Source organism: Kitasatospora griseola (genome assembly GCF_014648555.1).
In the GTDB taxonomy this organism is placed as follows: domain Bacteria; phylum Actinomycetota; class Actinomycetes; order Streptomycetales; family Streptomycetaceae; genus Kitasatospora; species Kitasatospora griseola.
On sequence record NZ_BMRI01000002.1, the window covers coordinates 74,315 to 99,413 of the forward strand.

Sequence of the window (25,099 nt, forward strand, 5' to 3'; positions counted from 1 at the left end):
GGACGGCCCGGTTCAGCCTCGCCGAAGAGGACCGGGAATCGCTGCGCCGGCGCGAGGTCCGCGACGGCGTGCTCGGCGTGGACTGAACCGTCCGCCTCGCCCGCCGGGCGCTCCTCGCCCCGGTGCGTCCGGCATCCGTCACGGGTGGGGCCGCGCACGCACGTCATATGAACGGCTGATCGGGTGGACGGCCGCAGGTGGTGGGAGTGTCGCGGCCGGTTGGCCGGCCAGGTACCCCAGGCTCGTCCCCAAACAAGGAGGCGATGACCGTGATCCCCGTACGCCGATCCAGCGTTCTCACCCGCACCGCGCTGGTGGCAGCCGCCTTGATGGCCGCTGCCACGGCATGCAGCAGCAACGGCAAGTCCCCCACTGCGACGAACAGCCCGACGGGTGGCGCGACCGGCGGGCCGGCGGGGACCGTCACGGTGACCGAGAAGGAGTACTCCCTCGGATTCTCCGAGATGCAGCTGACGCCCGGCAGCCACACGTTCGTCGCCCACAACGCCGGGACGACGGACCACGCGCTGGCCATCTCGGGCCCCGGCGTCGCCACCATGCAGACCTCGCCCATCCCGCCGGGCGGCGACGCACAGTTCACCGTCACGCTCCAGCAGGGCAGTTACGAGCTGTGGTGTCCGATCGACGACCACAAGGCGCTCGGCATGGACGCCCACGTCCAGGTCGGTGCGGGCGGGACGGGGTCGCCCGCGCCGACCGGCGGGGCCACCGGCGCCACTCCGCCCGGCAATGGCTACTGACATCCGGCACTCCGACACCGAGCGGCCGCTGCTGCGCCGGGCGCTCCAGTTGGTCACGGCGGCGGCGCTGGCGGTGAGTGCCGCGATCCACGCCGACCTCGCCCCTGGCTACGACGCGATCGGCGCGGACCTCACCCAGGGCACGCTGTTCCGGCTCGAAGCGGCCGTCGCCGCCCTCGCCGCGCTCCTCGTGCTGGTGGCCGGGCACCGGCGGGCCGTGTGGATGTTCGCCGCGCTGGTGTCCGCCTCCGCCCTCGGCGTCCTGCTCCTGTACCGCTACGTGGACGTGGGCGCCATCGGCCCGCTGCCGAACATGTACGAACCCGCCTGGTTCCCCGAGAAGACCACGACCGCGATCGCCGAGGCCGTCGCCACCGTCACCGCGATCGCGGGGTTCCTCACCACCCGGCGTCCCCACTGAGCGCCGACGGGCACGACGCCGTGGCCACGGCGCCCCGGCGAGGCGCCTACTTTCCGAGGCGGGACGCGTTCGCGGCGCGGCGGGCGAAGACGTCGGCCTGGCGGTCGCCCATCTCGCGGAGGGCGGACTTGCGGGCGCGGGCCGGGAGGCGGTCGAGGTAGAGGCGGCCGTGGAGGTGGTCGGTCTCGTGTTGGAGGCAGCGGGCGAAGTAGCCGTGGCCCTCGATGGTGAGGGGGCGGCCGTGGAGGTCGAAGCCGTGGGCGACGGCGTGGTCGGGGCGGGCGAGTTCGCGGTGGGGGCCGGGGACGGAGAGGCAGCCTTCGGGTTCTTCGAGCAGGCGGCGGTGGGTGGCGGGGAGGTCTTCGAGGACGGGGTTGGCCAGGTGGCCGACGTGGCGGACGCCCCAGTCGTCGGTGATGTCCCAGATGAAGAGCTGGAGGTCGACGTCGACCTGGTTGGCGGCCAGGCCGGCGCCGTCCGCGATGTGGTTGGTGGCGAACATGTCGTCGATCAGGCGGGCGAGTTCGGGGGTGCCGAACTCGGTGACGGGCCGGCAGCGGCGGTGCAGGACCGGCTCGCCGACGACGGTGATCCGGCGGACCGCGCCGCGTTCCGTCTCGGGGGCGAGCGCCGGGTAGGTGTCGACGGGTTCGCCCTGGACGCGGACCCGGCGGTCCTGCGGGGTGTCGGCCATGAGGGGTCTTTGCCTGCCTCTACTCGCTGGTGTGACGGCTTGTCATCTACTTTGCAAAGTAGCACGCTTTGCAAAGTGACCGATGAGATTCGCGAGACCGAGCGGGCGCTGCCGCCCGGTGTCCGCCGCCCGCTGCCCGACCACCCCGTCCGGATCGCCCTGCTGGACCTGCTGGCCGAGGCCGGCACCGTGACGTCGACCGGGGCCGCCGCGCGGCTCGGGCTCAGCTCGGGCCTGTGCTCGTTCCACCTGCGACAGTTGGCCCGCTACGGGCTGGTCGAGGAGGTCCCGCAGGGTGGCCGCGCCCGCCCGTGGCGGCTGCGTTGGGAGACCGAGGCCACCCCCGCGCCGCACCCCGTCCACCCGACCGGAGCGACCGACGCCGCCGAAGCGGCAGAGGCGGCCGAAGCGCCCGAAGCGCCTGAAGCGGCTGAAGCGGCCGCCGAGCCGTTCACCGCCGTGCTGCACCTGACGCCCGCCGAGGCCGACGAACTCCGGCAGAAGGTAAGGGCGTTGATGGCACGGTACGTCGACCGCGAGGACCGTCCGCGCGGCGCGCAGCCGTACGCCGCCGCCGCCCGGATCGTCCCGCTGCTGCCCGGCTGAGCGGCGCCCCGCAGGCGACGAAGGTCGCCCCCGGGGGGATCCGTTCGGGGCTTCTGGGGCCCGGTGGGTGCTGCCTAGCGTGGCTGGCAGGACGTAGCCGTGCGGGTCGGAGGGAGAGCACCGATGGGCGTCGCACCCGAGGGCAGAACCGGGCCGGACGGGCCGGCGGGGCGCCAGGTTGCGCTGCTGCCGCTCAACTCGGAGGCAGGGCAGGAGAGTTGGCGTTCGCCGTACCGGTCGATGCCGGATGCCGAGCGCTCCGCGCTCTGGCGGCGACGCCTGCACGAGGCGGAGGCCGGGCTGACCAGGTACCTGGTGAGCCTGGGCGACCAGCCGCAGCTCGCGGAGTGGTTCGCGTTGCAGGGCGAGATCTTCGCCGACCTGCCGGACGGGGCCGCGCCGTCCGCGCAGTGGCAGCGGCTGTTCTTCCGCGGGCAGGCGCTGATGGAGCGCTTCCTGGTGCGGCACTACGGCGAGCAGGTGCTCGCGGCGTGGGCGGCGTCCAACGCCGAGGTGCACCGCACCGTCGAGCCGGACCACGGGCGGGGCGCGGCGGACCCGATCCACCGGATCGCCCGGCAGGCCGAACTGTACGGCTCCGACTACGAGTTCGACGACGCACAACCGCCCGGCCCGCGGCACGCCGCGCTGACCATCACGCATTGCGCGATCTGGGACTACCGCGAGCAGGCCCGCCGCAGCGGGGTGACGATCACCCTCGCCTCACCGTGCACGTACTGCACGCACGCGCTGTCCGCGAACATCCGCGCCAAGGGCTTCCGCCCGGCGCACCGCCTGCTCTCCGGTCCGACCGGCCACGGTTGCCACTGGGAGGCGAGCGCCGAAGAAGAGGCCGACGAGACGACGGGGGCGCCCTGATGTGCGGAGTGACCGGCTGGCTGGACTGGGCGGAGGATCTGCGGCTGCGCGCGGAGACGGTCCGCCGGATGACGGAGACCCTGCTGTGCCGGGGCCCGGACGCCGACGGGGTGTGGCTGTCGCGGCACGCCGCGCTGGGCCACACCCGGCTGGCGGTGATCGACCTGGACGGCGGGCTGCAGCCGTTCGCGGACGGCGAGCCCGCCCGGGCGGTGCTGGCGTACAACGGAGAGCTCTACAACCACCGTGAGCTGCGGGCCGAGTTGGAGACGCACGGGCACGTGTTCCGGACCCGTTCCGACACCGAGGTGGTCCTCCGCGCGCACCTGCAGTGGGGGCACCGGGCGCCGGCCCGGTTCAACGGCATCTTCGGGTATGCGCTGTGGGACGCCCTCAACGAGGAACTCCTGCTGGTACGCGACCACTTGGGAATCAAGCCGCTCTACTGGCACCGGCACGCGAACGGCGTGCTGTTCGGCTCCGAGCCGAAGGCGGTGCTCGCGAACCCGTTGCTGCGGGCCGAGTTGGACGCGGCCGGCATCGCGGAGCTGTTCGCACTGCCGGCCGCGCCGAGCACCGGGCACGGCCTGTTCCGCGGGCTGCACGAAGTCCGGCCGGGGCACCTGGTGCTGGCGAGCCGCCATGCGGTGCGTGAAATCCCGTACTGGCGGCTGGAGTCGGCCGCGCACGCGGACGACGAACCGACCACCCGGGCCACCGTGCGGGCGCTGCTCGCGGACGCGGTGGAGCGGCAGCTGGTCAGCGACGTCCCGCTGTGCACGCTGCTGTCCGGCGGCGTGGACTCCTCCGCGATCACCGCGCTGGCCGCGGCCGCCCGGGAGCGGGGCGGCCAAGGCAAGATCACCAGCTTCTCGGTGGACTTCCCCGGCAGCGCCGACCGCGCCCCCGACGCCTGGCGCACCGGCCAGGACGCCCCGTTCGTGCAGGCCGCCGCCGCCCACATCGGCACCGTGCACACCAGCGTGCTGATCCCCGACGACGACCTGCTGGACGCCCGCGACGCCGTGCTGCGGGCCCGCGACCGCCCCGGCTGGGGCGAGATGGACGCCTCGCTGCACCTGCTGTTCCGCGAGGTGCGCCGCCGCTCCACGGTCGCGCTGTCCGGCGAGGCCGCGGACGAAGTGTTCGGCGGCTACCCGTACTTCCACGACGCGGCGGCGCTCGCCTCCGGCACCTTCCCGTGGCTGCACGGCCGCACCACCCCGGCCGCGCTGCTGCGCCCGGAGGTGCGCGCCGAGGTCCGACCGGCGGAGTACACCGAGGCCGCGTACCGCAGCAGCCTCGCCTCGGTGCCGCGGCTGGACGGGGAGGACCCGGCGGCGGCGAAGGTGCGGGAGACCTTCCACCTGGCGCTGACCCGCTGGCTGCCGCCGCTGCTGGACCGGGTGGACCGGGTGTCGATGTCGGTCGGCCTGGAGGTCCGGGTGCCGTTCTGCGACCACCGGCTGGTGGAGTACCTGTGGAACGTGCCGTGGGAGCTGAAGTCACCCGGCGGCCGGGCCAAGGGGCTGCTCCGGGACGCGGTGCGCGACCTGCTGCCACCGCAGGTGACGGACCGTCCGAAGTCCGGCTACCCGTCCACCCCGGCGGTGCGCTACACCGAGGTGCTGACCACCCGCGCCCACGAGCTGCTGGCCGACCCGGCCGCGCCGGTGTTCGACCTGGTGGACCGGGACCTGGTGCGCCGCCACCTCGCCGAGGGCCGTCCGCTGCCCAGCCCGCGCACCGCGCCGAACCCGGTCGGCGGCCTGGACCACCTGGTGCAGGTCGACGAGTGGCTGCGGGCCTATCGGGTGGGTCTGCGGTGAGCGCGCCGGCCCGCGAGACCCAACGGGAAACCGCTTTCCAGACGGTGACGGAAACCGCTTTCCGTTCGGCCGCCCGGCACTGGCCGACCGGCGTCGCCGTGCTCACCGTCCGCTGGGCGGGTCTCGAACACGCGAAGACCGTCTCCTCGTTCGCCACCCTCTCGCTCGACCCGCTGCTGATCGGCGTCGCGGTCTCCCGCCGCAGCCCGCTGACGGCCGCGGTGCGCGCGGCCGGACGCTTCACCGTCGCGGTGCTGGGCGAGCACCAGGCGGCGCTGGCCCGCCGCTTCGCCACCCCCGGCGCGGGCCGGGCCCGGGGCGGCTTCACCGACCTGCCGGTGCTCGACGCCCCGACCGGCGGGCCGGTGCCGGCCGGCGCGACGGCCTGGTTCGACGCCCGGCTGTACGCCGAACTCCCGGTCGGCGACCACCTGTTGCTGGTCGGCGAGGCCCTCGCGGTCGGCGAGGGAACGGCCCGTCCGCTGCTGCACCACGCCGCCCGCTACCGACAGCTCGGCCCCGAGCTCCCGCCCACCGAGCTCCCACCGACCGAGCTCCCACCAACCGATCCTCCAGCGCAAGGAGTTGGCGCATGACCCTGCTGTCCCCGGAGCCGCGCGGCCTGCTCACCGGCGCCCGCTACCTGGCCGAACTCGACGACGGCCGCGAGCTGTACCTGGACGGGCAGCGCATCGGCAACCCGGCCGAGCACCCGGCGTTCCGGCCCGCCGCCGAGGAACTCGGCCGCCTGCTCGACCTCCAGCACCAGCCCGAGCACCGCGAGTTGCTGACCTTCAAGGACCCGGACACCGGGCTGCGCCTGGCCCGCGCCTACCAACCGCCCACCACCCTGGAGGAGTTGCGCGTCCAGCGGCGCAGCGCCGAGTTCTGGCACGCGGAGGCGCTCGGGCAGCAGGGCCGCTCCCCGGCGTTCATGGCCTCGATCGCCGTCGGTGTGCACGACTTCCGCCACCGGCTCGGCGCCGCCGATCCCCGGTTCGGGGCCAACGCCGAAGCCTGGTACCGGCATTGCGCACAGAACGACCTGGTGCTCTCGCACGCGCTGGGCGACCCGCAGATCGACCGCTCGGCGAACCCGCTGGACGATCCCGACCTGGCGCTGCGCGTGCTGTCGGAGAACGAGAACGGCATCGTGGTGCGCGGGGCGAAGCAGCTCACCACCCTCGCACCGCTGGCGCACGAGGTGCTGGTGTACCTGTCGGCGTCCTTCACCCAGGGCCGGGCCGAGCAGTTCGTGGTGTGGTTCGCGCTGCCGCTGAACACGCCCGGCCTGATCACGCTGGCCCGCGAACCGCTCGGCACCGCCCCGTGGGGACACGGCCATCCGCTCGGCGCCCGCTACGACGAGCAGGACGCGATGCTGTTCTTCGACGACGTCCTGGTGCCGTGGGACCGGGTGTTCCTGCTGCGCGACGCCGACCTGGCCCGCCGCGGCCTGGCCCGGATCAACGCCTGGAGCGCCTACGTCGGCCACATCCGCTACCGGGAGCGCCTGCGCACCCTGCTGGCCACCGCCACGCTGCTCGCCGAGTCGATCGGCGTCAGCCAGTTCCGCAACATCCAGGAGGACTTGGGCCGCCTCGCCGGGTACGCCGAGCTCACCGAGTACTTCCTGGACGCGGCGGAGAACCGCGGCGCGCTCACCGACGCCGGCCTGTTCGCCCCCGGCGACACCTTCGCCTCCCGGGTCTGGTCGGCCGAAGTCGCCGGCGACGCCGTCGAGATCGTCCGCCGGATCGGCGCGTCCGGCCTGCTGATGCAGCCCTCCCCCGGCGACCTCGCCAACCCGCGGCTGCGGCCGCACCTCGACCGCTACATGCGCGGGCGGGACATCGACGTCGAGGCCAAGTCCCGGCTGTTCCGGCTGGCTTGGGAACTCACCGGGGACGGCTTCGGCCAGCGCCAGGACCTGTACGAGTACGTCCACCGCGGCGACCTCGCCCGCAACCGCATCACCGTCTTCCACCGCTACGACCAGTCCGCGACCAGGGCCCGACTGCTCGCCCTGCTCGACGACCCCGCCGCGAACGTTCAGGAGGCCCGCACGTGAGCCCGTCCGCCGTCGAGATCCAGGCCCGCACCCTCGCCGGGTACGCCGACGCCAGCCGACTGCGCCAAGTCCAGGACCGCGACTGGGTGTTGGACCGCGTCACCGGAGACCCCGAGACGCTGATCGACCTGGGCAGCGGCATCGGCCAGCTGCTCGCCACCGCCCTCGACCGCTTCCCCTCGCTCCGCCTCGCCGTCGGCCTGGAACGCTCCGAGCACCGGATCGCCGAAGCCGCCGACCGCCTCGCCCCGTACGGCGAACGCGTCGCGCTGCACGCCGCCGACCTCACCGGGCCCGAGCAACTCCCGTACCGCGCCCAGGTGATCACCCAGACCTCGGTCCTGCACTGGCTGTACCCGGACGAGGACCGGATCTTCGCCTGGGCCGCCGAACACCTCGCCCCCGGCGGGCGCTTCCTGCTCACCACCTACCACCCGGCCCGGGACGCCCACGGGCTGGGCGGCGAGGACGAGTTGGTCCGCGAGGCGCTCACCGCGCTCGGCACTCCCGCCGCCGACGTCCCCGCGCTGCTCGCCGCGCACGGCGTCCTGCCGATCGCCACCCGCACCCGCACCGTCGACGACCTGCTCACCGTCCTCGCCCCGCACCTGCGCGTCGCCGGCCACACGGAACGCGACGCGATCGTCACCGTCGAGTCGGCCGAGCAGTACGAGCACTTCCACGCCGCGACCTTCGGCGACTACTACGCCCGGGTGCTGCCCGGAGAGCGCCGCGCCGACTTCTACCGGGCGATCGGGGCGAGCGCCTGGCGGCGGCAGAACACGCTCGGACGGGTCAGCCGAATGCCGGTTCGACTCTGGGAGTTGACGGCACATGAGGAGTTTGTTTCAGGAACCGGAAACCGCCCGTCCCGCGCCTAGGGTGGGTGCGCGACGCCCCCGGAACCGCCCGCAACGAGGAGCCACCCGTGTCCACCCCCGCCGTCAGTCAGGAGCTCGGCGCCTTCCTGCGCGCCCACCGCGAACGCCTCCAGCCCGCCGACGTCGGACTCACCGCCACCGCCCGGCGACGCACCCCCGGGCTGCGCCGCGAAGAGGTCGCCTCGCTCTCCGGCGTCGGCCTCGCCTGGTACACCTGGCTCGAACAGGGCCGCGTCACCGCCTCCCGGCAGGTCCTGGAGGCGGTGGCGCGCGCCCTCCGCCTGGACGCGGCGGGCCTGCGGCACGCCATGCGACTGGCCGGCTACCACGAGCCCGTCCCCGCGGACCGCACCGCCGCCGAGCGGCTCGCCGACGCGGTCCGCCCCGTCCTCGACTCCTGGCCCACCAGCCCCGCCGTCCTGCTCGACCGGCACTTCGACCTGCTCGCCTGGAACGCCGCCTGGACGGCACTGTGGGGCTCCCCCGAGAAGGTCGACGTCGACCGCCGCAACCTGATGTGGCTGATGGCCGTCGACCGCCACCTGCGCAGCGTCCTGCACGACTGGGAGCCGCTCGCCATGAACGTCTTCCAGCACTTCCGCGCCCAGGCCGGCCCCGCCATCGCCGACCCCCGCACCGACGAGCTCTACCGCCACCTCGAAGCGGACGCCCCCGACCTCCGCCACTGGTGGGGCTGCCACACCGTCGCCGAACTCACCGCCCGCGAGGTGGTGGTCTCCCCGCCGGCGAGCACCGCGGTGCACCTGACGCTGAGCTCGTTCCACCCGGTGGACGATCCGTCGGCGCTGGTGCTGCTGTTCACCCCGAACAGTCCGGCGGACCTGGCGCGGATGAACGACCTGATCGAGCGCCCGCTCCGGGCGACGGCGTAGGAAGCACCTACCAGGGGCGCGAGCGGGTGCGAAACCAGGGGCGCGGGGAACTGCGCGAAGCGGAAGGCACCCCACCGCAAGATCGCGACGTGGGCAATGACTTGCCATTGATCGCGACCTTGCGGATTGGTTGGCGCTTGTCGCGCAGTTCTCCCCCAGCCCTGGCGGGCCGGGAGGTACCCCCACGCGCCCCTGTTTTCGCGCCCGCCTGCGATTCGCGTCCGCCTGCGTTTCACGCCCCTGTTTTCGCGCCCACCTGCGTTTCACGTCCGCCTGCGTTCCGCACCCGCACTGTGCCCGCGGCCGCCGCAAGCGCGAGCACGACGCCCACGATCAGCGACCCGTGCGCGACGTTGCCGAAAGCGCCGATCGCCCAGGCGCCGACGCCCGTGCCCGCGTACATCGTGGAGGTCAGCCAGGCGCTGGAGGTGGCCCGGTGGGCGGGGGCGACGGTGCCGGCCAGGGTCTGCTGGTCCGTCACGAAACCGCCGGAGGCGACGAACCAGAGGAGGACGCCCAGGAGGGAGAGGATCAGGCCCGGTCCCGCCACGGCGAGGGCGATGCCCACGGCGAGGAGCAGCGCCCAGAAGGGGAGCAGGGCCGGCTGGCGGCCCGCCGCGCGGGCCTTGTCGCCGAGGCGGCCGCCGAGCAGGGAGCCCGCCACGCTGCCGGCGCCGACCAGGATGCCGACCAGGCCGAGGGCCTGGACGGAGAGGTCGAAGCGGTCGCCGAGGACGGCGCCGAGGAAGGTGTAGGCGCCGAGGTTGGCGGCGTTGAAGGCGGTGTTGACCAGGAGGGCGCGGCGCAGGGCGGGGTCCCGCCAGGCGGCCAGGATGGCGAGGATCGTGCCGCCGGCGGGAGACGTGGGCCGCGGGGCGACCTGGCGGAGCAGCAGCGGGACGGCGGCGGCCGTGCCCGCGGTGAGCGCCCAGAACGCGGCGCGCCAGCCGGCCGCGCCGGCCAGGAGTCCGCCGAGCGGGACGCCGATGACCTGGCCGGTGGAGAACAGGGCCATGCCGAGTCCGAGGGCGCGGCCGCGGACCGCGTCGGGGGCGGTTTCGGCGATGTGCGCCCAGATCGCGGGGCCGGCGGCCGCGGCGGCGAGTCCGGCCAGGGCGCGGGAGAGCACCAGCAGGGTGAGGTCGGTGGAGAGCGCGGCGGCGGCGTTGGAGAGCACGAACAGCGCGGTGCCGGCCAGCAGGGTGCGCCGTCGTCCGAACCGGTCGCTGAGCAGGCCGAGGAACGGCGCGCAGACCGCGTAGACCAGGACGTACGCGGTGACGGTGGAGGCCGCGGCGGCCTCGCTGACGTGGATCGAGCCGGCGATGGTCGGCAGCAGCGGGGAGACCAGGAAGGTCTCCGTCCCGAACAGGAAGAGCAGGGCGAGCACCCCGGCGTACCGCCGTCGCCGGAACACCGGTTCGGCCGGCGTCTCCGCCTCGGCCCGGGAAAGGTCGGACACGTCGCTCACGGCGACCACCACCTCGTCAGCAGCGCGCAGCGCGTCCTCGGACCGGGGAACGCCGTCGGCCGCGCGCGGGGGGTACGGGGGCCCGATGCGGCCATCCTGGGCGGCGGGCGGGGGCGGCAACCAGACAGGCGTTGGTCCTGTGACCGCCGCTCACACGTTGCTGGAGTGTCAGCAGGTGTGGAGTCCGCCCGGGGGGATAGAAGGGCGGCATGCGTGTTGTTCCGGAGTCGGTGGCGGCGCTGGTGCGTCGCGGTGCCAGGGACCCGTTCGTGGTGCAGACGGTGCGGGCCACGGTCGCGGCGACGCTGGCGTACGTGGTGGCGACCTGGCTGAGCCGGGAGCCGGTGCCGTTGACGGCGCCGCTGACGGCGCTGCTGGTGGTCCAGGTGACGGTGTACTCGACGCTGAAGACCAGCGTGCGGCGGGTCAATTCGGTGGTGGTCGGGGTGCTGATCGCGATCGGGTTCTCCACCGTGGTGGGGCTGTCCTGGTGGAGCCTGGGGCTGATCATCCTGGCGTCGCTGACGGTGGGGCGGTTCGTCCGGGTCGACGAGTTCGTCCAGGAGGTGGCGATCAGCGCGATGCTGATCCTGGGCGTCTCGCAGGTCACCACGCAGGCCTGGGACCGGGTGCTGGAGACGGTGATCGGCGCGGCCGTCGGCCTGCTGTTCAACCTGGTGTTCGCGCCGCCGGTGTGGGTGGACACCGCCGGGGAGAAGATCGAGGACCTGGCCCGGCGGGCCCGTCACCTGTTGCTGGACCTCGCGGAGGAGCTGGGCCGCCCGGTGCCGGTGGAGCGGGCCGCCGAGCGGCTGCACGAGGCGCGCCGGCTGGACCAGGCGATCGCGGAGGTGGACGGCGCGCTGCGGCAGGCCGAGGACAGTCTGCGACTGAACCCGCGGATCAGCGAGGGCCTGCTGTCGCGGCTGGTGCTGCGCACCGGCCTGGACACCCTGGAGATCTGCGTGGTGGTGATCCGGGTGATCGCCCGCTCGCTGACCGACCTGGCCAAGCGGCGCACCGTCGACGAGCAGCTGTTCCCGTCGGAGGTCGCGGTGGCGCTGGAGGAGCTGTTCGCGCACATCGGCGGGGCGCTGGTGAGCTTCGCGGTGCTGGTCACCACCCAGGTCAGCCGCAACGCGGAGGAGGCCGAGCAGCGCCTGACGTCCGAGCTGGCCGCGGCCTGGACCTGCCGGGAGAACGTCGCGCAGCTGCTGCTGCGCCGCATCCAGCAGGACCCGCAGGCCTGGCAGCTGCACGGCTCCCTGCTCGCCGAGGTGGACCGGATCCTGGACGAACTGGATCTGGAGCACCGCTCCCGCCGGCTGATGGAGGAACTCGACCGGGCCTCCGTCGCCGACCGGGACCGCTTCTCCCGCTTCGCCGGCATCCGCCGCCTGGCCCGCGGCGAGCGCCTGCGCCCGCGCCGCCGCAAGCCCGACCGGCAGGCCGCCTGACGGCGCGTCACCCGCCGCGGCGGAAGGTGCGCCACGTCGTGAGAGTGCTCGCCGCCACCGCCGTCGCCAGAGAGCCGAGCACGGTGGCAGCCAGTGTCGGCAGGTGGAGCTGCGGGCCGAGGTGTGCGCCGGTTGCCTGGGCGAGGCCGGAGGCGGTGGCGGCCAGTGGTGGCAGCGCCGCGAGGATGCCGAGGGCGGCACCGATGGCGACGGTCAGGGCGGTCTCTGCGGCGGTCAGGGCGAGCAGTTGGCGGTGGGTGCCGCCGACGGTGGTGAGGACGGCGAGGTCGTGGCGGCGGGCGTGTGCGGCGGCGGCTGCGCCGTTGGCGGCGGCGAGGGCGCCGTAGCCGGTGGCCACGGCGATCAGCAGTGCGGCGAGGGTGTCGGTCAGGCGGGCGTCGGTGGCGTAGTCGTCCAGGGCGTACCGCATCGCGTCGTGGACGGCGGTGCCTGGGACGGCGGTGGCCCGGGCCCCGGCGGGGACGAAGATGTCGTCGCCGAGGGCCGCCGGGTCGTGCTCGCGGACCTGGGCACGGGACATCACGAACGCGCCGCGGGCCGGGTCGTCGGGCAGTATCTCGGCGATCCGCACCGGCACGGTCGCGCCGTCGGCGAACCGGATGCCGTACTGCTGTCCGGCGCGCACCCCGAGGCGGTCGGCGAGGCTGCGGCCGAGGGTCGCCTCACCGGGCCGGTCCCATGCGGGGTCGCGGGAGCCGAGGACGTCGACCGCGGTGGTGGTGCCGTCGGCGGAGCGGACGAACGCCCGGACCGGCAGTGCGGCCTTGCCGATCGGGTTGGCGGCGGCTGCCTCGTCGGTGGTGCCGGGGGTGCCGTCGTCGGTGACGATCCGTTGTCCGGCCAGCTGCAGCGCCTGGCCGGCGGGGTAGGCCGCCCGCATGGTCTGCACCGTGCCGCTGAGCAGGACGGCGAACCCGACGGCGGCGATCACCGGTGCGGCCACGGCGGCGGCGCGCCGGGCCGAGGCCGTCAGTTCGCCGCGCAGCAGCAGCGGCCAGGCGGGGCGCAGCCGCAGCAGCGGGCCGGTGACGGCCCGGGCGAGCGGGCCGATCAGCACCGGGGCGAGCAGCGCGGCGGCGGTGGTCAGGACGGCGGTGGCGGTGATCGCGGCGGTGACCCGGTCGTCGGCGGTGGTGGCGGCGGTGGCCCCGGCGGCGACCGCGCCGGCGGCGAGTGCTGCCAGTCCGCAGCCGAGCCGGAGCCGGCCGGTTCCGCGGTCGCTGTCGCGGCTGTCCAGCAGGGCGTCCAGGGGGGCGACCCGGGCGGCCGTGCGGCCGGACGTCCAGGCGGCGAGCAGGCTCACCGTGGTCGCGACGGCGCCGGCGAGCAGTGGCGGCCCGGCGGCGATCCGGGTCGTCAGGTCGGGCGGGGCGGCGTCCAGTCGCAGCAGCAGCCGGCCGAGCAGGGGCGCGGCGGCGAGGCCCAGGGGGCCGCCGGCGGCGGAGCCGAGCAGGCCGACGGCGGCGGCCTCGCCGAGCAGCATCCGGCGGATCCGGCCGGGGCCGGCGCCGATCAGCCGCAGCAGGCCGAGGTCGCGGCGGCGCAGCGCGGTGTGCAGGGCGAGCGTGGCGGCGACCGCGAAGGCGGTGGTGAACAGTGCCAGCGCGGTGACGGCGGCGAGGAGTTGGGTGGCGAGGAAGCGCCGGTGCTCCAGGTGGCGGGGCTGGAGGGCGGCGCGGGCCGGGCCGGTGACGATCTCGGCGCGGCCGCCGGCGGCGGTACGGGCGGCGGCCGCAGGGCCGGTGCCGGTGCCGGGTGCGGCGAGCAGGGCGATCGCCCGGACGCCGGGGGCGCGGGCGGCGGCGGTGCGGTCGTCGAACCAGTAGCCGGGGCCGTCGAGGGTCCCGGTGACGGTGAACTCGGCGTGTCCGGCGGTCAGGTTGACGGTGAGTCGGCTGCCGGCGGGCACGCCGAGTGCGGCGTCGACGGCGACCTCGTCGGCGGCGGCGGGGGCCCGGCCGGTGAGCAGCCGGTACGGGGCGAGGGCCGCGCCGGACCAGCCGTGCCCGGCTTCGGCGGCGCCCTGGTCGAGGATCGGACGGCCGTCGCGGAACGCCTGGGCGTAGAACGCCCGGTCCGCGACGGCGTCCGCCACTCGGGGGTCGGCGCGCAGTGCGGCGAGCAGGTCGGCCGCTTCCTGTTCGCTCCACGGGATGCGGTCGGCGGGGCTGCCGTCGGTGCCGGCGGCGCGGGGCGGCAGCACCAGGGCGGCGGTGGCAGCCAGCCGGGGCTGCACGGTCGGTGCGGCGGCGTCCCGGACGGCGAGGGCGGCCGTGATCAACGCGGTGCCCACCAGCACGGCGAGGAAGGCCGCCAGAAAGCCGGTCCACCGCGTGCGCAGTTCGGCAACCAGCAGCGTCGAACGGGCGGGCCTCATGCCGCCTCCCATCGGGCGGTCCGGGCCGCGACGGTCGCGGCGTTGGCGGCGGGGCGACCGGGGTCGAGGGTGATCCGGTCGGCGAAGCGGCCGTCCTTGAGCAGGACGACGGTGTCGGCGACAGCCGCGGCGGCGGGGTCGTGGGTGACCATCACGGTGGTCTGGCCGTGGTCGTCGACCAGGGTGCGCAGCAGGCGCAGGACGTGGCGGCCGGCGGCGGTGTCGAGTGCGCCGGTGGGTTCGTCGGCGAACAGCACGGCGGGTCGGGCGGCGAGGGCGCGGGCGAGGGCGACGCGTTGCTGCTGGCCGCCGGAGAGCCTGCTGGGGCGGTGGTCGGCGCGGTCGGCGAGGCCGACCGCGGCCAGGGCGGCGGCGACCTGGGCGGCAGGCAGGCGGCGGCGGGCGAACCGGGCGGGCAGTTCGACGTTCTGCGCGGCGGTGAGGGATTCGACCAGGTTGAACGCCTGGAAGACGAAGCCGATCCGGTCGCGCCTGAGTTCGGTGAGGCGGCGTTCGTCGAGCGCGCCGAGGTCGTGGCCGTCGAGTTCGACCCGCCCGGCGGTGGGCCGGTCGAGTCCGGCCGCGCAGTGCAGCAGGGTGGACTTGCCGGAGCCGGACGGGCCCATGACGGCGGTGAGGGTGCCGCGCGGGAAGTCGAGGGTGACGGAGTCGAGGGCGGTGACGGCGTGCTCGCCGTGGCCGTGCACCTTCGACACCGAGTGGAGCCGTACCGGAGCGCCGGGCTGAGGGGTTGTCATGTCGCCCATCCCACCGGCCCGGGAGGCCCCGGGGCACTGGCCCGTGCACCACCTCGAAGGTAGTGCGGGCACTACCGCGCACCACAAGAAAGGGCACTAGAGTCGCTCGGGTGCGTCCTCGAACGGCTTGGCAGGCGATGGCCCGGCGCCCGGTGGCCTTCCTCGCCTCGGGGTGGCCCTGGCGCTCGACGGCGTACCTGCTGAGCGGGGTGCTGGTCGGCGCGGCCGCCGTGGCGGTGCTGGCGGCGGGGCTGGTGGCGGGCGTGGTGCTGCTGGTGGTGCTGGTCGGTGTGGCGCCACTGCTCGGGGTGGTGCTGTCGGCGACGGCGGTGGCGGCGGTGGAGCGGCGGCGGCTGCGGCTGGTCGACCTGGACCCGGCGCCGGACCCGCACCGCGCGCCGGACGGTCCGGGCCTGCGGGCCTGGGCGGCGACCCGGCTGACCGAGCAGGCGACGTGGCGCGAGCTGGGTTTCGCGCTGCTCTCGGCGGCCGCCCTGTGGTGGCTGGACCTGCTGGTGCTGGCCTTCTCGTTCGGGCTACCCGCGCTGTGCTTCGCCTCGACGGACGGCGCCACCTGGCCGTGGACGGTGTTCGGTGCGCTGGTGCTGCTCGCCTCGCCGTGGACGGTGACCGCCTGGGCGGGGGCCCGGGCCGCGCTGGTGCGGGTGCTGCTCGCCCCGCGCGACCAGGAGCTGGGCGCCGCCCTGCAGGAGGTGCGGGCCTCCCGGTCCCGGCTGGTCGACGCCTTCGACGCCGAGCGGGTCCGGATCGAACGCGACCTGCACGACGGCGCCCAGCAGCACCTGATCTCGCTCGGCATGACGCTCGGGCTGCTGGAGCTCGACCTGCCGCCGGATTCGCCACTGCGCCGGCAGCTCGCCCAGGCGCAGCAGCAACTCGGCTCCGCGCACCGGGAGTTGCGCGGCCTGATCCGCGGCCTCAACCCGCCGGTGCTGGCCGACCACGGGCTGGCCGCGGCCGTCCGCGAGCAGGCCAGCCGCTTCCCGCTGCCGGTCACCGTGGATCTCGACCTGCCCGCCCGACTGCCGCGGCAGCTTGAGCTGCACCTGTACTACCTGCTGAGCGAGGCGCTGACCAACATCGCCCGGCACAGCGGCGCCGGCACCGCCGCCGTGCACGGCCGCCACCGCGCCGACCTGCTGGTCCTGGAGGTCACCGACGACGGGCGCGGCGGCGCCGATCCGGCCCTCGGCAGCGGCCTGACCGGTCTGGCCGACCGCCTCGCGGCCGTCGACGGGCGGCTGCGGGTGTCCAGCCCGCCGGGCGGCCCGACCCTGCTCCACGTGGAGGTTCCGTGCCGCTTCGAGTGATCGTCGCCGAGGACGCCGTGCTGCTGCGGGAGGGCCTGGTCGGACTGCTGGAACGTTTCGGGCACCGGGTGGTGGCCGCCGTCGGCGACGCCCCGGCGCTGGTGGCGGCGGCCCGCGCCGAGCTTCCCGAGCTGGTCGTCACCGACGTCCGGATGCCGCCGTCCAACGGCGACGACGGCCTGCGCGCGGCCGTCGAGCTGCGCCGTGCGCACCCGCGGCTGCCGGTGGTCGTGCTCAGCCAGTACGTGGACCAGTCGTACGCGATGCGGCTGCTCGACTCCGACCAGGGCCGGGCCGTCGGCTACCTGCTGAAGGAACGGGTCGGCGCGGTCGCCGACTTCATGGCCGCGCTGGAACGGGTCGCGGCGGGCGGCACGGTGGTCGATCCCGAGGTGGTGCAGCAGCTGGTGCGGCTGCACCACGATCCGCTGGAGCGGCTGAGCGCCCGCGAGCGGGAGGTGCTCGGCCTGATGGCCCAGGGTCGCTCGAACGCCAACCTGGCCGCCGAGCTGTTCATCAGTGACGCCGCCGTCAACAAGCACATCGGCAACATCTTCGCCAAGCTCGACCTGCCCGCCGACACCGACGGCCACCGCCGGGTGCTCGCCGTCCTGCGGCACCTCGGTGCCTGACGGGCCGTCGGAGTGGGCCCGCTCCACCGTTGGGACGAAATGTCGTACCGGGCCGGAGTGTTGTGGTGGCGGGTGGCGGGGGCGCGGTGAACCTCGTGGGGTGTCGGCGCGGTGCCGGCAGCTCCCGTCCACCCATCCGGAGTTCTCCATGGCCCCAACCCTGGCCGGGCGACGCCTGCGTGCCCTGCGTGCCGGTGTCCTCCTCGGCGCCGCCGCGCTGCCGCTGGCCGCGCCCGCGGCGCCGGCCTTCGCCGCGCCCGGCGACAACGGCGACGTGAAGATCCACAGTACCGGCGTGCCGTTCAACGACCCTCGGGACGAGCCGAAGGTCTGCAAGTTCTACCTGGACGCCGTCAACTTCGACACCGTGCAGCTGGTGTCCTGGGAGATCGACCAGCAGCAGCCGCCCGGCACCAGGACGCTGTCGGGCAGCATCGTGCTCTCCGGCGGCACCGGGCACACCACCAACCTGTCGCTGCCGAACGGCACGTACAAGCTGATCTGGAACTTCGTCGGCGAGACCGGGCAGGCCAAGCAGAAGGTGTTCGCCGTCGACTGCGGCGCCGGCGCCCAGAACAGCCCGCCGCCCGCGCAGCATCCGCAGTCGGCGGAGCAGCCGGGGCACTCGGCGGAGCAGCATCCGCAGTCGGCGGAGCAGCCGGGGCACTCGGCGCCGCCGCAGGTGCACCAGGGCCACGTGCCGAAGGGCGGGGTCGCGGCCGGCGAGGGCGGCGGCTCGCACGGGCTGAACCCGGCGGAGATCGCCGTCGGCGGTGCGCTGCTCGCCGGGGGCGGCTGGCTGGTGGCTCGCCGGCTGCGTCGCTCGCGCCGTTGACGCCACCTCGGCGGGCCCCCCGCCGCCGACGGACCCGTGGCGCCGACCCCGTCGTGGTCGGCGCCACGGCCGTGGCCGTGCTGTTCGGCGGCATGCTGGTGCGCGACGGCCTGATCGGCGCCCAACCGCCCCCGCCCGACACGGCCCCCGCCCCGTCGCACCGCGCCACGCTCACCCCGGACTCCCCGGCGCTCGACCCGTCCGCGCCGCGCCGGCTGCGGATCCCGTCGATCTCCGTGGACGCCGCCTTCACCGAGCTCGGCCTGGACGTCCGGGGCGAGCTGGAGACCCCGCCGACCGAGCAGGCGAACCTGGTCGGCTGGTACCGCGACGGCGCCGCGCCCGGCGCGGACGGCACCGCCGTGGTGGTCGGGCACGCGGACGACCGGCACGGCCCGGGCGTGCTGTACCGGCTCGGGCTGCTGCGCCCCGGCCTGGCCATCGCCGTCACCCGGGCGGACCGGCGGACCGCCACCTTCACCGTCGACGAGGTGCGCTCCTACCCGAAGAGCGCCTTCCCGTCCGAGGAGGTGTACGGGACGACCGGCCGCGCCGAACTGCGGGTGATCACCTGCGGCGGCCACTACGACCGGAAGAACGGCTACGACTCCAACACCGTGGTGTACGCCCACCTGACCTCCAGCAGCCCCGCCACCTGAGCTTCCCGCCCGATACCTGAACGCCCTTGCCGGGACTAGCGTTTGACGTCGCGCCGGGCCGCGCCCGCCAGGACCGCCGCGCCGACCAGCGCCGCCGCCAGCGCCGCGACCAGCAGCGGGCTCGGCCCGTCCGGGCGGCCCGCGGTGCGGACGGCGCCCATGAAGTCGACCGCGCGGACCTGGTTGACCAGCAGGTACCAGAGCGGCAGGTACAGCGCCTGGAACGGGCGGTGGCTGCGGACGACGGTGCCGAGCCCGAGGGCCAGCGCCGGGACGAACAGCGCCCCGGCGAGCCAGTGCGCGGCCCCGGCGGCGTCGCCCGCGATCAGCATCCGCAGCAGCGGACCGAGGCCGGCCACCGCCGCCAGCAGCACGCCCGACGCCCAGTCGGCCAGCAGCCGCAGCCGCGGCGCGGGGTGCGCGGCCAGCAGCTCCTCCAGGCCGTTCTCCACCTGCTGGGAGCCCAGCCGGGACCAGATCAGCACCGGCCACAGCCACAGCGCGGGCAGCATCAGCCCGGTGACCAGCGGCAGCGGCACGGCGAGCGCGGCCACGCCGAGCGCCGCGGTGACGGCCCACCAGGTCCACGGCACGCCCTGCACCAGGATCCGGGTCTGCCCGATCAGCAATCGCCCGAACGCCGCCCCGGCCCGCACCGGCGCGGTGGGCGGCAGCGCCCCGAACGGCCCGGGCGCAGCGGACGCGACCGGCTCGGCGGGCTCCGCGACCGGCCGGGCGGCGACAGCGGTGGTGGTCCGGCCGGGGTTGCGGGCCGGGTCGAAGCGGCCGAACCAGAGCGCGGGCAGCAGGGCCAGCGCGGCCGCGCAGGCGACGATCGCCAGCCGGGTCGCCAGGAAGCCTCCGGAGAACTGCGCGCCGTCCCAGCCGAAGGTGTGCAGCGGCTCCGGGACCTGCGTCAGGCCCAGGCTGAACTCACCGTCACCGAAGGGAAGTTGCTGACGCCGCAGGGCGTCGACCATGGACTGCGTCGCCTGCTGCACGCCGATCCCGCCGAGCGGGGCGCCGGCCGACTGCCCGCCGATGGCGAGCGCCAGCGACAGCACGAACCAGACCACGTTGCCGAACCCGGCCCGCAGCGGCGGCACGGTGTCGAACAGTACGGCGGCCGCGGCGGTCACCGCGATCAGCGGCAGCGCGATGAGGGCGAACGGCCCGAACAGGGCGAGCGGGTGCACGGCCCGGTCCTCGCCGCGGACGAGTTGCAGCACCAGCGCGGTGCCGGCCAGCACGCCGAGCATCGAGGCGAGCACCAGCAGGTTGGCGAGGAACTTCGCGGCCAGGTAGCCGGCCGTGCGCAGCGGGGTGGCGGCGAGGATCTCGCCGACCCGGCCCGCGGCGTCCCGGACGATGCCGCCGCGGACCACCCAGAAGCCGCCGACGGTGAGCCACAGCGCGCCGGCCAGCGCGGTCGCGGTGCCGACCCAGGCGCTGCTGTAGACGCCGCGGTTCCCGCCGACGTCGATGATCGCCCAGCGGCTGTCCGCGGCGGGCACCGCCAGCAGGCCGAGCGCGACGGCGGCCAGCAGCGTCACCGCGTACACGGGCCGCCGCACCCGGTCGCGGAAGTCCCCGGCGGCGAGCCGGACGAGTGCGGTGCCGGTCATCGCAGCGCCTCCGGCCGGGCGGGCGCGCCGTGCACGGCGGCCAGGTAGGCGTCCTCCAGGTCGGGCGGCACGGGCACGGCGTCCGCGGTCGGCGGGTGCCCGGCCAGCACCCGCAGCCGGACGCCGTCGGCGGTGCGCACCGCGCGACCGACCTGGTACCGGGCCTGCACGCCCGGCACCTCGGCCGGTGCGACCACGGCCTCCCAGACCCGCCCGTCGAGTTCCCGCAGCAGCTGGTCGGGGGTGCCGCGGCGGAGCAGCCGGCCGTGGGCGAGGACGGCGAGGTCGGCGGCGGCCGCTTCGACGTCGGAGACGATGTGGGTGGACAGCAGCACGATCCGGTCGGCGGCGAGTTCGCCGAGCAGGTTGCGCAGCCGCACCCGCTCCTCGGGGTCGAGTCCGGCGGTCGGCTCGTCCACCACCAGCACCCGGGGGTCGGCGAGCAGCGCCTGGGCGATGCCGACCCGGCGCAGCATGCCGCCGGAGTAGCCGCGCAGCGGGCGGCGGACGGCCTCGGTCAGGTTGACCAGTTCGATCAGCTGGTCGATCCGGGCCCGGGCGGAGCGCGCGGAGAGGCCCTTGGCAGCGGCCAGGTAGGCCAGGAACTCGCGCGCCGTCAGGTTCGGGTACACGCCGAAGTCCTGCGGCAGGTAGCCGAGTTCGCGGCGCACCCGGTCGGGCTGGGCGAGTGCGTCGGCGCCCCGGTAGCGGTAGCTGCCGCGGGTGGGGCGGGTGACGGTGGCCAGGATCCGCATCAGGGAGGACTTGCCGGCGCCGTTGGGGCCGAGCAGGCCGGTCAGTCCGGGGCGCAGCTGCAGCGTGAGATCGTCCAGGGCGCGTTTGCCGCCGCGGTACTCCTTGCCGATGCCGTCGAGTTCGATGGTCGGGTCGGTCATGGGTGGGTCTCCGTGGTTCGCGGGGTGGTCAGCCCTTGAGGTCGGTGGGGCGGCCGTCGCGGGTGACGGCGACGTTGCGGGGCACCTCGACGCGGAACCTGGCCTCGCAGTCGGCCAGTCCGGTGCAGCAGGCGTGCAGGTCGAGGGTGCCGCTCTCCAGCGTCCAGCTGAGCTTCTTGCTGCCGACCTGGGCGCCGGTGTCGAACCAGCGGGTGACCTTGACGTCGGTCCGGTCGGCGGGGATCAGGTCGGTGGGGTTGCCGTGCGCCTTGACGTCCAGGGCGGTGCCGGTGAACGCGAAGGTGCGCTCCTCCGGTTCGGCCTTGGCGGAGTCGGCGCAGCCGGTCAGCGGCAGCACGGCGGCCACCGCGAGGGCGAGCAGGACGGTCTTGGGGTGCGGGCGTCGTTCCACCGGTTCCTCCGGGCGGCTCGGTCGGGTACGTCCCGAGCCTCGCCGATCCGGGCTCGTCCGCCATCTGCCGTTCGGCAGATATCCGATGACTCGTCGTCAGTCCGTGCCGACCCGGCCGAACGCCCGCCCCGAGGACGCCGCGGCGGCCCGGCCCGGCCTGCCGGAGGCCCGCCCGGCGTCGCCGTCGACGAAGATCGGCCGGCCGGGGCCGCCCGGGGCGTCCCGCACCGTCGCAGCCCCGGGGCTCCGGCGCCGCTCCACGCCTCGCCGGAACGTTCGAACTCGCGCGGGTCGGGCCTTCGCCCTGACGCTGGAATGTGAAGGAGGCGTGAATCCATGATCACCGAACAACAGATGCGTTCCCTGATGCACCACCCCGTGCACGACGCCGAGGGCCACCGGATCGGCACCGCGGACCACCTCTTCCTGAACGACGCGACCGGCCGACCGGAGTGGGTCACCGTCAAGACCGGACGGCTCGGGAACGGCCAGTCCTTCGTGCCGGTCCGCGACGCCCACATGGTCGGCAACCACCTCCAGGTCCCCTTCGCCAAGGACAAGGTCAAGGACGCCCCGACCGTGGCCGTGGACCGCGGCGGACACCTCTCCGAACAGGAGGAACGCCGCCTGTACCGCCACTACGGCATCGACTGGGACGAGGCCTGGAAGACCGCCAACGAGCCGGGCGAGGGCGGCTGGGCGCACCGTGACAGCGGCGACGCGAAGAGCACCCGCACCGCCGAGGCCGCCAAGGCGACGGACACCGCCGCCACCGCGCCCACCACCGGCGCCGCGCGCACGCCCGACACCCGGATCGCCGCCACCAGCGGGACGGGCACCACCGGCACGGGCACCACCACCAGCGCGGCGGCCACCGGCGTCACGGCGGCGACCGGCGGCCTGAAGCGCGACCGCACGGGCGGCCGGGCGACGCCGGACGACGTGATGACCCGCTCCGAGGAGCGGATGCGCGTCGGTGTCGAACGGTACGAGACCGGACACGCCCGGTTGCGGAAGTACGTCGTCACCGAGGAGGAGCAGCAGACCGTGCCGATCCGGCACGAGGAGGTCCGCGTCGAGCGCGAGCCGATCACCGAGGCGAACCGGGCCGCCGCGATGTCCGACGAGCCGATCGCCGAGGCCGAGTACGACGTCGTCCTGCACGCGGAGCGCCCCATCGTGCGCACCGAGGCCGTGCCGGTCGAACGGGTGCGCCTGGTGACCGAGGAGCGCGTCGAGCAGCAGACCGTCACCGGCGAGGTCCGCAAGGAACGCATCGAGGCCGACCTGCCCGACGCGGACGCCGCCCGCCCGACCCGTCCGACGACCGGTCGGGACAAGGGCGGACCCGCGAGGGCCTGACGACCCGCCGCCCCGGCCGGGCCGCGACCGGCCGCGCTCCGGGTCGGGCGGCGCACGATCACGCTGTAGCCGGCCAGCAGCGGCGCCCACGGGTTCACCGACGGCTGGTACCCGGCCGCCAGGAACGCCAGCAGTCCGGCCGCCGACACCAGCAGCACCGTCCACGGCCACCGCCGCCGCACCGCCAGCGGCAGCGTGACCAGCAGGCACAGCGCGACCGCCCAGCCGTCGAACGGCCGCCAGTCCTCGTGGCGGTACCGCGCCTGGTACGCCTCCCACGAGTAGACGACCGTCACCGTCGCCAGCACCACCGCGAGCACCGTGTCGACCACCGATGGATCGACCCGCAGCCGTCTGCCACCCCTCTGCACACCGGCAGCGTAGACACCCCGTCGCCAGTGGCACGTCAACCCTGGGGTTGACCCCGGTGCACGCGTGACACCGCAGGTGGGGGATCGTTGGAGTTCACACGAACGATCTTCCGGGGCCGTTCCCGGACGAACGAAGACGAACGAAGGAGACCCTCATGATCTTCATCGCGGTGAAGTTCACCGTCCGCCCCGAGCGCGCCGACCAGTGGCTGGACCTGGTCGCCGACTTCACGGCCGCCACCCGCAACGAGCCCGGCAACCTGTTCTTCGAGTGGTCGCGCAGCGTCGACAACCCCCACCAGTTCGTCCTGCTGGAGGCCTTCGCCGACGACGAGGCCGGCTCGCAGCACGTCAACTCGGCGCACTTCAAGGACGCCATGGACAAGATGGCCTACGCGGTCGCCACCGTCCCGGAGATCGTCAACATGAAGGTCCCCGGCAACGGCTGGTCCGAGATGGCCGAGGTCACCCCGCGCAGCTGACCGTCCAAAGTCGGCCCCCGCCCCGGCCGCCGGGGCGGCGACCAGGACGGACCGGGCGACGTCGAGGGTCAGAGCTTGGCGACGCCGTCGAGCAGCCGGTCGAGTTCGTCGTCGGTGTTGTAGTAGTGCACGGAGGCGCGGACGACCTCGACCGGCTTCTGCGCACGGAGGTCGAACCGGGCCGAGGACGGCCGGGAGACCGTCGCGGTCACCCCGGCGGCCCGCAGCCCGTCCACCAGCTGCTGGGCGTCGCGGCCCTCCTTGGCGAAGGTGACGATGCCGCTGCGCACCCGGCCCCGGTCGTGGACGCGGACGCCGTCGAGCCCGGACAGGCCGGCCCGCAGCCGGTCGGCGACGGTGTCGATGCGCCGGCGGATCGGGTCGAGGCCGAGGGCGAGGGCCTCGTCGACGGCCGCGCCGAGGCCGAGCAGGCCGGCGACGCTGCGCTCCCAGGTCTCGAAGCGGCGGGCGTCGGGGCGGATCTCGAAGGTGTCGGGGCCGGTCCAGGTCGCGGAGCGCAGGTCGAGCATCGGCGGCCGCAGGCCGGTCACCAGCTCCCGGTCGACGTACAGGAAGCCGGTGCCGCGCGGGCCGCGCAGGTACTTGCGGCCGGCCGCGGACAGCAGGTGGCAGCCGATCTCCCGGACGTCCAACGGGAGTTGACCGGCCGACTGGCAGGCGTCCAGCAGGTAGAGCGCGCCGGCCCGCCGGGCCAGGGCGCCGATCCCGGCGGCGGGCTGGACCAGGCCGTCGTAGGTCGGCACGTGGTTGACGGCGACCAGCCGGACGCCGCCCTGCCCGAGCAGCTCGGCGAGCGCGTCGAGGTCGACCTGCCCGTGCTCGTCGTCGGGGATCGGTTCGACCGACACCCCGAAGCGCTCCTTGGCCTGGAGGAAGGCCAGGCCGTTGGACGGGTACTCGCTGCGCGAGGTGAGGATGCGGTCGCCGGGGCGGAACGCGATGGCGTGGAACGCCATGTCCCAGGCCCGGGTGGCGCTGTCCACCAGGGCGATCTCCTCGGGCAGCGCGTTCAGCAGCTGGGCCACCGAGGCGTACACCGCCTCCACCCGGTCGTCCTCCCGGTCGGCCGCGGCGTAGCCGCCGAGGCGGGCCTCCAGCAGGAGGTGGTCGACGACGGTGCGGGTGACGTTCTCGGTGTGCAGCGCCGAGCCCGCGTTGTCGAAGAACGCCGTCTCGGTACAGCCGGGCGTCACCGCCCGCAGCTGCGTGATGTCCATCGTGCCAACTCCCTGCCGGGCCCGGACCGTCGGACCCCGTCGTCCTGGTGGTCGGCGACGAGGTCCGCCGACCCGGTGGCGGCCGCCGCACCGTTCGGACGATCGGCCCCGTGCTTCCTCTACCCCTCGCACGGCGG

General features: G+C 74.9%; 25 protein-coding genes and 1 pseudogene. 16 read left to right on the forward strand and 10 right to left on the reverse strand.

The window, feature by feature from the left end; all coding sequences use genetic code 11:
- Positions 1–263 precede the first annotated feature (263 nt).
- Both IEZ12_RS02840 and IEZ12_RS02845 read left to right on the forward strand, forming a co-directional pair.
- Positions 264–761, forward strand: coding sequence for a copper-binding protein (locus IEZ12_RS02840; protein WP_189270589.1), 498 nt, complete (start codon positions 264–266; stop codon positions 759–761).
- Positions 751–1,182, forward strand: a complete 432-nt coding sequence (locus tag IEZ12_RS02845; protein ID WP_189270590.1) for a hypothetical protein — start codon at positions 751–753, stop codon at positions 1,180–1,182. The genes IEZ12_RS02840 and IEZ12_RS02845 overlap by 11 nt, the downstream gene beginning before the upstream one ends.
- Before the next feature lie 46 nt (positions 1,183–1,228).
- On the opposite strand, the gene def is transcribed toward IEZ12_RS02845, so the two are convergent.
- Positions 1,229–1,876 (reverse strand): peptide deformylase, encoded by a 648-nt coding sequence (gene def / locus IEZ12_RS02850; protein WP_189270591.1) that lies wholly within the window; start codon positions 1,874–1,876, stop codon positions 1,229–1,231.
- A gap of 75 nt (positions 1,877–1,951) precedes the next feature.
- Here def and IEZ12_RS02855 point away from each other — a divergent pair, with 75 nt between their 5' ends.
- The 7 genes from IEZ12_RS02855 (at position 1,952) to IEZ12_RS02885 (ending at position 9,035) form a co-directional block, all read left to right on the forward strand.
- Positions 1,952–2,482, forward strand: coding sequence for a winged helix-turn-helix domain-containing protein (locus tag IEZ12_RS02855; RefSeq protein WP_229847179.1), 531 nt, complete (start codon positions 1,952–1,954; stop codon positions 2,480–2,482).
- Positions 2,483–2,605: 123 nt separating this feature from the next.
- Complete coding sequence (locus tag IEZ12_RS02860; RefSeq protein ID WP_189270592.1) at positions 2,606–3,361, forward strand: hypothetical protein; 756 nt, start codon at positions 2,606–2,608, stop codon at positions 3,359–3,361.
- Complete coding sequence (gene asnB, locus IEZ12_RS02865; protein WP_189270594.1) at positions 3,361–5,190, forward strand: asparagine synthase (glutamine-hydrolyzing); 1,830 nt, start codon at positions 3,361–3,363, stop codon at positions 5,188–5,190. Before IEZ12_RS02860 ends, asnB begins: the two co-directional genes overlap by 1 nt.
- Positions 5,191–5,234: 44 nt before the next feature.
- Positions 5,235–5,786, forward strand: coding sequence for a flavin reductase family protein (locus IEZ12_RS02870; RefSeq protein ID WP_189270596.1), 552 nt, complete (start codon positions 5,235–5,237; stop codon positions 5,784–5,786).
- Positions 5,783–7,261, forward strand: a complete 1,479-nt coding sequence (locus IEZ12_RS02875) for a 4-hydroxyphenylacetate 3-hydroxylase N-terminal domain-containing protein (protein WP_043910671.1) — start codon at positions 5,783–5,785, stop codon at positions 7,259–7,261. The genes IEZ12_RS02870 and IEZ12_RS02875 overlap by 4 nt, the downstream gene beginning before the upstream one ends.
- Positions 7,258–8,142, forward strand: a complete 885-nt coding sequence (locus IEZ12_RS02880) for a class I SAM-dependent methyltransferase (RefSeq protein ID WP_189270598.1) — start codon at positions 7,258–7,260, stop codon at positions 8,140–8,142. The genes IEZ12_RS02875 and IEZ12_RS02880 overlap by 4 nt, the downstream gene beginning before the upstream one ends.
- A gap of 47 nt (positions 8,143–8,189) precedes the next feature.
- Positions 8,190–9,035, forward strand: a complete 846-nt coding sequence (locus IEZ12_RS02885) for a helix-turn-helix domain-containing protein (RefSeq protein ID WP_189270600.1) — start codon at positions 8,190–8,192, stop codon at positions 9,033–9,035.
- A gap of 232 nt (positions 9,036–9,267) precedes the next feature.
- Here the strand turns inward: IEZ12_RS02885 and IEZ12_RS02890 are convergent, their stop codons facing one another.
- Positions 9,268–10,506, reverse strand: coding sequence for an MFS transporter (locus IEZ12_RS02890; protein ID WP_189270602.1), 1,239 nt, complete (start codon positions 10,504–10,506; stop codon positions 9,268–9,270).
- A gap of 209 nt (positions 10,507–10,715) precedes the next feature.
- Here IEZ12_RS02890 and IEZ12_RS02895 point away from each other — a divergent pair, with 209 nt between their 5' ends.
- Positions 10,716–11,963, forward strand: coding sequence for an FUSC family protein (locus IEZ12_RS02895; protein ID WP_043910668.1), 1,248 nt, complete (start codon positions 10,716–10,718; stop codon positions 11,961–11,963).
- 7 nt (positions 11,964–11,970) lie between these two features.
- On the opposite strand, the gene IEZ12_RS39930 is transcribed toward IEZ12_RS02895, so the two are convergent.
- Entirely contained in the window at positions 11,971–14,361 is a 2,391-nt protein-coding gene (locus IEZ12_RS39930) for an FtsX-like permease family protein (RefSeq protein WP_189270604.1), read from the reverse strand.
- On the reverse strand, positions 14,358–15,119 hold the full coding sequence (locus IEZ12_RS02905; RefSeq protein ID WP_189270606.1) for an ABC transporter ATP-binding protein: 762 nt from the start codon (positions 15,117–15,119) through the stop codon (positions 14,358–14,360). The genes IEZ12_RS39930 and IEZ12_RS02905 overlap by 4 nt, the downstream gene beginning before the upstream one ends.
- A gap of 110 nt (positions 15,120–15,229) precedes the next feature.
- Between IEZ12_RS02905 and IEZ12_RS02910 the strand changes: the two genes are divergently transcribed.
- The 4 genes from IEZ12_RS02910 to IEZ12_RS02925 all read left to right on the forward strand — a co-directional run bounded on the left by IEZ12_RS02910 (position 15,230) and on the right by IEZ12_RS02925 (position 18,576).
- Complete coding sequence (locus tag IEZ12_RS02910; protein ID WP_229847180.1) at positions 15,230–16,450, forward strand: sensor histidine kinase; 1,221 nt, start codon at positions 15,230–15,232, stop codon at positions 16,448–16,450.
- Entirely contained in the window at positions 16,435–17,082 is a 648-nt protein-coding gene (locus IEZ12_RS02915) for a response regulator (RefSeq protein WP_229847181.1), read from the forward strand. The genes IEZ12_RS02910 and IEZ12_RS02915 overlap by 16 nt, the downstream gene beginning before the upstream one ends.
- Positions 17,083–17,230: 148 nt before the next feature.
- On the forward strand, positions 17,231–17,917 hold the full coding sequence (locus tag IEZ12_RS02920; RefSeq protein ID WP_189270607.1) for a hypothetical protein: 687 nt from the start codon (positions 17,231–17,233) through the stop codon (positions 17,915–17,917).
- A gap of 53 nt (positions 17,918–17,970) precedes the next feature.
- Positions 17,971–18,576 (forward strand): class F sortase, encoded by a 606-nt coding sequence (locus IEZ12_RS02925; RefSeq protein ID WP_229847182.1) that lies wholly within the window; start codon positions 17,971–17,973, stop codon positions 18,574–18,576.
- Positions 18,577–18,611: 35 nt separating this feature from the next.
- Here the strand turns inward: IEZ12_RS02925 and IEZ12_RS02930 are convergent, their stop codons facing one another.
- The 4 genes from IEZ12_RS02930 to IEZ12_RS39935 form a co-directional block, all read right to left on the reverse strand.
- Complete coding sequence (locus tag IEZ12_RS02930; RefSeq protein WP_189270609.1) at positions 18,612–20,201, reverse strand: hypothetical protein; 1,590 nt, start codon at positions 20,199–20,201, stop codon at positions 18,612–18,614.
- Positions 20,198–21,097 carry an ABC transporter ATP-binding protein gene (locus IEZ12_RS02935; RefSeq protein ID WP_189270610.1) on the reverse strand — a complete coding sequence of 300 codons (900 nt, stop codon included), beginning with the start codon at positions 21,095–21,097 and terminating at the stop codon, positions 20,198–20,200. Before IEZ12_RS02935 ends, IEZ12_RS02930 begins: the two co-directional genes overlap by 4 nt.
- Before the next feature lie 28 nt (positions 21,098–21,125).
- Positions 21,126–21,509, reverse strand: coding sequence for a hypothetical protein (locus IEZ12_RS02940; protein ID WP_189270612.1), 384 nt, complete (start codon positions 21,507–21,509; stop codon positions 21,126–21,128).
- Between the two features lie 96 nt (positions 21,510–21,605).
- Positions 21,606–21,737, reverse strand: a complete 132-nt coding sequence (locus tag IEZ12_RS39935; RefSeq protein ID WP_268250228.1) for a hypothetical protein — start codon at positions 21,735–21,737, stop codon at positions 21,606–21,608.
- Positions 21,738–21,845: 108 nt separating this feature from the next.
- On the opposite strand from IEZ12_RS39935, the gene IEZ12_RS02945 reads away from it, so the two are divergent.
- The gene (locus IEZ12_RS02945) at positions 21,846–22,871 is read left to right on the forward strand and encodes a YsnF/AvaK domain-containing protein (protein WP_189270614.1); all 1,026 of its coding nucleotides are present in this window, start codon (positions 21,846–21,848) and stop codon (positions 22,869–22,871) included.
- Positions 22,872–22,912: 41 nt separating this feature from the next.
- Here the strand turns inward: IEZ12_RS02945 and IEZ12_RS40785 are convergent.
- A pseudogene (locus IEZ12_RS40785) lies at positions 22,913–23,242 on the reverse strand (DUF7134 domain-containing protein); the annotation flags it as partial.
- A 155-nt stretch (positions 23,243–23,397) separates the two neighbouring features.
- Here IEZ12_RS40785 and IEZ12_RS02950 point away from each other — a divergent pair.
- Complete coding sequence (locus IEZ12_RS02950) at positions 23,398–23,724, forward strand: putative quinol monooxygenase (protein WP_043910661.1); 327 nt, start codon at positions 23,398–23,400, stop codon at positions 23,722–23,724.
- 68 nt (positions 23,725–23,792) lie between these two features.
- Here the strand turns inward: IEZ12_RS02950 and IEZ12_RS02955 are convergent, their stop codons facing one another.
- Positions 23,793–24,962, reverse strand: a complete 1,170-nt coding sequence (locus IEZ12_RS02955; RefSeq protein WP_189270616.1) for an aminotransferase class V-fold PLP-dependent enzyme — start codon at positions 24,960–24,962, stop codon at positions 23,793–23,795.
- Positions 24,963–25,099: the final 137 nt, after the last annotated feature.